The 7766-nt window shown below is 65.5% G+C and carries 7 protein-coding genes; 5 read left to right on the forward strand and 2 right to left on the reverse strand.

The features are described from left to right. Positions 1-413: hypothetical protein (locus OC446_RS28485; protein WP_262032309.1), on the reverse strand; the 413-nt coding region annotated here is incomplete at its 3' end. A 166-nt stretch (positions 414-579) separates the two neighbouring features. Here OC446_RS28485 and OC446_RS28490 point away from each other — a divergent pair. From OC446_RS28490 to OC446_RS28510, 5 genes are all read left to right on the forward strand, one after another. After that, a complete protein-coding gene (locus OC446_RS28490; protein WP_262032310.1) occupies positions 580-2673 on the forward strand; it encodes a carbon starvation CstA family protein in 2094 nt (697 codons plus the stop codon). A gap of 10 nt (positions 2674-2683) precedes the next feature. Beyond that, positions 2684-2902 carry a YbdD/YjiX family protein gene (locus OC446_RS28495; protein ID WP_262032311.1) on the forward strand — a complete coding sequence of 73 codons (219 nt, stop codon included), beginning with the start codon at positions 2684-2686 and terminating at the stop codon, positions 2900-2902. Positions 2903-2934: 32 nt separating this feature from the next. Then, positions 2935-3375: a TIGR01244 family sulfur transferase gene (locus OC446_RS28500; protein ID WP_262032312.1), complete on the forward strand. Its 441-nt coding sequence runs from the start codon at positions 2935-2937 to the stop codon at positions 3373-3375. Positions 3376-3603: 228 nt separating this feature from the next. Then, a complete protein-coding gene (locus OC446_RS28505; RefSeq protein WP_262032313.1) occupies positions 3604-4587 on the forward strand; it encodes a glutathione S-transferase family protein in 984 nt (327 codons plus the stop codon). Positions 4588-4944: 357 nt separating this feature from the next. Further along, a complete protein-coding gene (locus OC446_RS28510) occupies positions 4945-7242 on the forward strand; it encodes an MHYT domain-containing protein (RefSeq protein ID WP_262032314.1) in 2298 nt (765 codons plus the stop codon). 293 nt (positions 7243-7535) lie between these two features. On the opposite strand, the gene OC446_RS28515 is transcribed toward OC446_RS28510, so the two are convergent. Next, positions 7536-7766 (reverse strand): hypothetical protein (locus OC446_RS28515; RefSeq protein WP_262032315.1); only part of this gene is annotated, 231 nt, incomplete at its 5' end.

Raw genomic sequence — 7766 nt, forward strand, 5'->3', positions numbered from 1 at the left:
CGCCCCGTGTCACGGCGGGTGAACCGGATCTCCCCGCCGACGGCGGCCCCGAAGGCGAGCCGGTCGCGGCGCTCGAACCGTCCGGCGATCCCCTTGAAGCCGCCCTCCCCGGCGGCGCCCGTCACGAGGGTGGCCACCGACGCCATCACGCCGGCCACGCCGTCGGCGGCCTCTTGGCCCAGCGCGACGTCGATGTCGCCCCGTACCGGGATCTCGCCCCCGTAAAGATGCCTGAGCGCCCGCAGCGTCATCAGATAGGCGCCGGCCACGGTCGGGCACGAGTGCCCGGCCAGCTTGACGGCATCGAGGTACGTGTACTCGACCAGCCCGTCCTCGGTCGCGCCGAGAAAAGCGCTCAGGGGATCATACAGGGTAAGGCGGCGCGCCTCGTCAAAGAAGCCTGGATATTTCATCGTCGTCTCCGAAGGTTATGGCCCTTCCTACCGCGGCGCTGCGGCTCACTCATTGCTCTGGCTCAACAAGGCCGATGGGTGCCGGCCTCGAACTCTGCCGTCCTGGCGGCGTTGGAGGAGCACAGGGCCGACGGCGAGACCGTCGGCTTTTGCGGAGGACGCGGCCATGGCCGGTGCTGTTCGCTCCCACCTCATTTGGGTTCTTGTCGGAATTCTCGGTGCATTTGCCCTGGCGCTGATCGCCATCGAGCGCGGCGAGCACGTCAACGCGCTCTGGATCGTGGTGGCGGCTGTGGCCACCTACCTGATCGCCTATCGCTACTACTCGCTCTTCATCGCCCGGCGCGTGATGCAGCTCGACCCGGAGCGTGAGACACCGGCCGTTCGCCACAACGATGGGCTCGACTACGTGCCGACCAACCGCTACGTGCTGTTCGGCCACCACTTCGCCGCCATCGCCGGCGCCGGCCCCCTCGTCGGACCGGTGCTGGCCGCCCAGATGGGCTATCTGCCTGGCGTCATGTGGATCCTCGCCGGCGTCGTCCTGGCGGGGGCCGTGCAGGACTTCATGGTGCTGTTCGTCTCGATGCGCCGCGACGGCCGCTCGCTCGGCGAGCTGATCCGGGCGGAGCTCGGGCCGGTGCCGGGCGTCATCGCCCTCTTCGGCACCTTCATGATCATGGTCATCATCCTGGCGGTGTTGGCGCTCATCGTCGTCAAGGCGCTGGCCGAGAGCCCGTGGGGCACCTTCACGGTGGCTGCCACCGTCCCGATTGCCGTCTTCATGGGCCTCTACATGCGCTATATCCGCCCCGGCGCCATCGGCGAGGTCTCGGTGATCGGCTTCGTGCTGCTCATGCTCGCCATCGTGTTCGGCCAGACCATCGCCGAGAGCCCGACCTGGGGTCCGGCCTTCACCTTCACCGGCACCCAGCTCTGCTGGATCCTGATCGGATATGGCTTCATCGCTTCGATCCTGCCGGTGTGGCTGCTGTTGGCGCCGCGCGACTATCTCTCGACCTTCCTCAAGATCGGCGCCATCGCGGCGCTCGCCCTCGGCATCGTTGTCGCCGCCCCAGACCTGAGGATGCCGGCCCTGACCCGCTTCGTGGACGGCACCGGCCCGGTCTGGTCCGGCTCCCTGTTCCCGTTCCTGTTCATCACCATCGCCTGCGGGGCGGTGTCGGGCTTCCATGCCCTGATCTCGTCCGGCACGACGCCCAAGCTCATCGACAATGAAGCGAACGCTCGCCTCATCGGATACGGCGGCATGCTGATGGAGTCGTTCGTGGCCATCATGGCGCTGGTGGCGGCCAGCATCATCGAGCCCGGCATCTACTTCACCATGAACAGCCCCGGAGCCCAGATCGGCACCACGGCGGAAAGCGCCGCAGCCAAGGTTACCGAATGGGGCTTTCCCGTCACGCCGCAGCAGATCGAGGAAACGGCGCGGGACGTCGGCGAGCACAGCATCATCTCCCGCACCGGCGGCGCGCCGACGCTGGCAGTGGGCATGGCCCAGATCTTCTCCAACCTCATCGGTGGCAAGGCGATGATGGCGTTCTGGTACCACTTCGCTATCCTGTTTGAGGCGCTGTTCATCCTCACCGCGGTGGACGCTGGCACTCGTGCCGGACGCTTCATGCTGCAGGACCTGCTCGGCCTCTTCATGCCCAGGTTCCGCGACACGGCTTCATGGGGATCGAGCATTGCCGCAACGGCCCTGTGCGTCGGTGCCTGGGGCTACTTCCTGTACCAGGGCGTGACCGATCCCCTGGGCGGGGTGAACACGCTCTGGCCCCTGTTTGGGATCTCGAACCAGATGCTGGCTGCAGTCGCCCTCGTGCTCGGCACGGTGGTGATCTTCCGGATGAAGCGCGAGCGCTATGCCTGGGTGACGATCCTGCCTGCTGCGTGGCTCATCGTGTGCACGCTCACGGCCGGCCTGCAGAAGATCTTCCACCCGGATCCGGCCATCGGCTTCCTGGCGCATGCCAACCGGTTCTCCAATGCTCTGGCGCAGGGGCAGGTGCTGGCGCCGGCCAAGGACCCGGCGCAGATGAGCCAGGTCATCTGGAACGACCGCATCGACGCGGCGCTGTCCGCCTTGTTCGTGCTCGTGGTGGTGAGCATCGTCTATTACGGGATCAGGGCCTGCCTTGAGGCCTACCGTGCCGACCGCTGGACCGCCCGGGAGGCTCCGGCCACACGAGACCTCTTGGATGAGGAGGCTGCGGGCGCGGTCTCCGCCATGCGCTGAGGAGGGGCTGATGCTGAAGCCCGATCTGCGCAAACGCTGGAGCGATTTCACCAAATGCGTGTGCCAAGGAGCTCGGCTGATGGTCGGTGTTCCCGACTACGAAACCTATGTCGAGCACATGCGGCGCAACCATCCTGACCGTTCCGTCATGGCCTACCCAGATTTCTTCCGCGAGCGGCAGGCCGCCCGCTACGGTGGCGAGGGACGAAGCGGGTTCCGGTGCTGCTGACGCGGCACGCCGACCCGGCAATGGAGACGCCGATGAAGGCCACGAAGCTGACGCCCAACATCTCGGTCGCCCATCAGCTGACCGCCAAGGATCTTGAGGAGGCCGCTGCCGCGGGGTTTCGGTCGATCATCAACAATCGTCCTGATGGCGAGGCGCCGGACCAGCCCCGAAGCGAGGAGCTCGCCGCGGCGGCGGAGCGCCTCGGGCTCGCGTACTGGCACATCCCGGTCGTTTCAGGGCAGCTGTCGAACAACCGGGTCGAAGCGTTCAGGAAGGCCCTTTCGGAGGCCAGGAAGCCGGCCCTCGCCTTCTGCCGCACGGGGACCCGCTCGGCGACCCTGTGGGCGCTGGCGGCCAGCGACCGCCTTTCGGCCCATGAAATCCTGCAGACGGCCGCCGACGCCGGCTACAACCTGGAGGCCTTACGGCCGCAGCTGGAGGCCGTCTCCGGACAGCGGTCGTTCAAAGCCTGATGCCCACGATCATCCGCGCAGAGGTTCAGGCCCGCGTGACCCTGCGGGCATACCCCTTTGCGGTTGAGCGCCACCTGCTTTCGGGCCCTGGGCACACAATTCCGGCGGACGCGCCATCGCCGAAACCTTGATCACGGTCTCATCGGTTGCGGAAGAGAGTCTTGTGCGTTGGAAGCCAAGGATCAACGGAGCGGATTGTCTGTCCAACAGGCTTGAGGAGAAGACGCCATGCTCGTGAACGGCAAATGGACGGCTGACTGGCAACCCGTGCAGGCGACCGATGCCAAAGGCGGCTTCGTCCGGCAGACATCGAGCTTCCGACACTGGATCACGCCGGACGGCAGCCCGGGCCCGACCGGCGAAGGCGGGTTCAGGGCCGAAGCCGGACGCTACCATCTCTATTTGGCCCTGATCTGCCCGTGGGCCTCGCGCACCCTCATTGCATTCAGGCTCAAAGGGCTTGAGGAGGTGATCTCGGTCTCGGTCGTCGAGCCTGCCTTGACCGACCAGGGCTGGCGCTTCGGTGACTATCCCGGCTCCAGCCGGGATGTCCTCAATGGCGCCACCTACCTCCACGAGATCTACACCAAGGTGGATCCGACCATCACCGGCCGCGCCACGGTCCCCGTGCTCTGGGACAAGCAGCGGCAGACCATCGTCAACAACGAGTCCGCCGACATCGTGCGCATGCTGAACGCGGGCTTCGGGCATCTCGCTGATGACACGGTCGATCTTTACCCCGAGGACCTGCGGGCGAAGATCGATGCGCTCAACGACCGGATCTATCCCCGACTCAACAACGGCGTCTACCGCGCCGGCTTTGCCACGACACAGGAAGCCTACGAGGAGGCGTTCCAAGACGTGTTCGGCATGCTCGACGAGCTCGAACAGCACCTTGCGGGCAAGGCATTCCTGTTTGGTGACCGCCTCACCGAAACCGACATTCGCCTGTTCGTCACACTGGTCCGCTTCGATGCGGCCTATCACGGCCTGTTCAAGTGCAACCTGCGCCGGATTGCCGATTACTCCAACCTGAGCGCGCATCTGGAGCGGATGCTCGCCTTCCCGGGCATCGCCGGCACCGTCAACATCGATCACATCAAGCGCGGCTATCACTCGATCAAGAGCCTGAACCCGACCGGGATCGTGCCGCTTGGACCGGCCCTGGGATTTGAGCGGCTTCTGGCGGATTCGGAGCGGAAAGCGGCCTGACGCCTGCCAAGAGGGTCCAGCCCACAATGGGGTGACAACCGCCTCACCGCGAAAAGAGTTGTCATGGGGCTCAACCAATGCGGAATCGATCAGGAAAGCCGTAAGGTGATCCAGATCATTCCGAACTAAGGCCGAGACTGCTCGGACGGATGGGCTTCCCGTGTGATCGAACGGTAAGACGCAGACGGGCTCGGTTTCCGTGACTCCCTCGACCCCGCGTGGCTCTGCGATGCGGGGTTTTGCTGATAAGGTTATTTCCGCTGCACGGATTCGGACGCAGTGGGAAAGCAGGCGGATCAAAAGGAATAACAATTTGGGGCGTCGTCACTGCATCCATTGCCAGTCGGCTTGTCACCCATGACGGTTGTGGGAACACACGACTTCGAGTTGGTCGCCCTGTCCATCGTCCTGGCGGCCTTCGCCTCGTATACTGCCCTCGATCTCGCTGGCCGCTCCCGTGCCGGCCGGGGCTGGGCAGACTACTCTTGGCTTGCCGCGGCGGCCGTCGCGATGGGCGGCGGCATCTGGGCGATGCATTTCGTGGCCATGCTTGCCTACAGCGTGCCCGGCATGCCGGTGCACTACCACCTCGACCTTACCTTGCTCTCGCTGGCGCTGCCGATCCTCGCCACCGGCTTAGGCCTCTTCATGGCGAGCCGCAAGCCTGCGGGCCCTGCGGTCCTTGCGGCCAGTGGCCTGCTCGTCGGGCTCGGGATCGTCGCCATGCATTACACTGGCATGGCGGCCATGCACATGGCCGCGGATCTCAGCTACGACAACCTCTGGGTTGCGGTGTCGATCCTGATTGCCATCGGGGCTGCCACCGTCGCGCTCTGGCTGGCCTTCCGGGAAACGGGTCTCGTTCAACAGCTTGTCGCCTCCGTCGCGATGGGAGGAGCCATCGCCGGCATGCACTACACGGCCATGCGGGCAGCAACCTTCTCGCGGCACATGTCTGCGGGGCCGGAGTCATCCCACGCCAGCATCGAGCAGACCAGTCTCGCGCTGGCAGTGGCGGGCGCCACCTTCCTGATCCTGTTCCTGGCTCTGATTGCGGCCCTGTTCGACCGCCGCTTTGCCGTTCTGGCGGACCGCGAAGCCGCGGTCCTGCGGGCCAGTGAGGAGCGGTACCGGACCCTCTACAAGAAGACCCCGCTGCCGCTGCATTCCCTCAGCGAGGCCGGGATCATCGAGCACGTCAGCGAGGCTTGGCTCGACCTGTTGGGCTACCGGCGCGAGGAGGTCGTGGGGCGTCCGATCACCGACTTCATGACCGAGGACGCGATCCAGCACCGGTCGGAGGAGGTCTGGCCGACGCTGCTGCGCGAGGGTGCCTTGAAGGATGTCGAGTATCGCCTCGTGACCAAGAGCGGGGCTGTCCTGGATGTGCTCATGTCAGGCCGGGTCGAGCGCGATCCGGAGGGGCAGTTCCAGTATATTCTGGGAGGGGTCTTGGACGTCACCGCCCGCAAGCGCGCCGAGGAGGCCCTGCGCCAGGCGCAGAAGATCGAGGCCCTTGGCCATCTCACCGGGGGCGTCGCCCACGACTTCAACAACCTGCTAGCGGTGGTGCTCGGCAACCTGGAACTCCTGCGCAAGCGTCTGCCGGACGATCCCAAGGCCACGCGCCTGCTCGACGGCGCCGTTCAGGGGGCCCAGCGAGGCGCGGCCCTGACCCAGCGCCTGCTCGCCTTCGCGCGGCGGCAGGAGCTCACGGCCGAGCCGGTCGATGTTCCTGATCTCGTGAAGGGCATGACCGACCTGCTGCAGCGCTCCATCGGGCCCATGGTGCAGATCGAGACCCGGTTCCCGCTCGGCCTGAGTTGTGCTCATGTCGATGGCCACCAATTGGAGCTGGCCCTGCTGAACCTGGCCGTCAACGCCCGGGACGCCATGCCGGAGGGTGGAACCATCGTCATTGCGGCCGGGGAACAGACCGTAGAGCCGGACGACGGCAGCGCCCTTCTGCCGGGCCGCTATGTCTGCCTGTCGGTGACGGACACGGGGGAAGGCATGGACGAGGCGACCTTGGCCCATGCGATGGAGCCGTTTTACACGACGAAGGGTGTCGGCAAAGGCACCGGGCTCGGTCTGTCCATGGTGCATGGCCTTGCGGCGCAATCGGGCGGAAAGCTCGTCCTGAGGAGCCAAAAGGGGAAAGGTACTACTGCCGAGATCTGGCTGCCTGTTGCCCAGAAGCGAACCTCCACGGAACCCGTCTTGCCACCTACTCCAGCAAAGGGGCCGTCGGCGACCTCGCGGCCGCTGACCATCCTTGTGGTCGACGATGACGCCCTGGTTCAGGCCAACACGGCCGCGATGCTGGAGGATCTCGGGCACCGCATCATCGAGGCTGGCTCCGGGCAGGAGGCGCTGACCATTCTCGCGAGCGGCAGGGCTGTCGATCTAGTGCTCACCGATCAGGCCATGCCGGGCATGGCGGGCACCCAGCTGGCCGAACACATCAAAACCCAGCAGCCTGATCTGCCGATCATTCTGGCCACCGGCTTTGCCGACCTGCCGCCGAGCGCACTTCCGGATCTTGTCAGGCTGACCAAGCCATTTGATCAGACAACCCTCGCGCGCACGATTGGCGAGGGCCTGAAGGCGGTGGGGGGACGAACCGTGGTGCCGTTCCGTCCCCGGCAAGGGTGAAAGGTGGTGAGGGACGCTTCCAGCTCCGTCCCACGCGCGCCCTCTAGGACACGGTTTCCTGCAACGGAGCCTTGATCGTTCGGCGAGGACCGGAACAGGACTTTGGCGACCACGGCAGTCAGGCCACCTGCTTCGTCTGGATCTGAATATGAGCCCTAGACGGGCAAGCAGGCCCCGCACAATGGGCTCGCACCTGCGCTGCTTGCGCCTCATCGATCACAATTTTGGCCTTGTCCAAAACCGTCATGATCGCTGCTCCCGCTGATGGGCAGCCTCCAACGCCCCTGCCAAGCTTATATTCCGCTTTCCGCCTTCGACAGGCGAGGCGGCGGGCCAGCGGATGTCGTGTCCCCTATATTGAGTTCTGGATGATTGCGCACCAATCCCTCGCGGGTTACGGCCAAGCTGTCCCAGGTACGGGCCATCTCCAGAAGCTGCTCGCGCCCCTCCCCCTCCGGCACCTGCTTTCCTAGTGTTCTGTCACTGACGAGCGATTCCGAAATCTGGTCCGGCGTGCGATGTTG

The sequence above is a fragment of the Microvirga sp. Mcv34 genome (assembly GCF_024519725.1).
Lineage (GTDB): Bacteria > Pseudomonadota > Alphaproteobacteria > Rhizobiales > Beijerinckiaceae > Microvirga.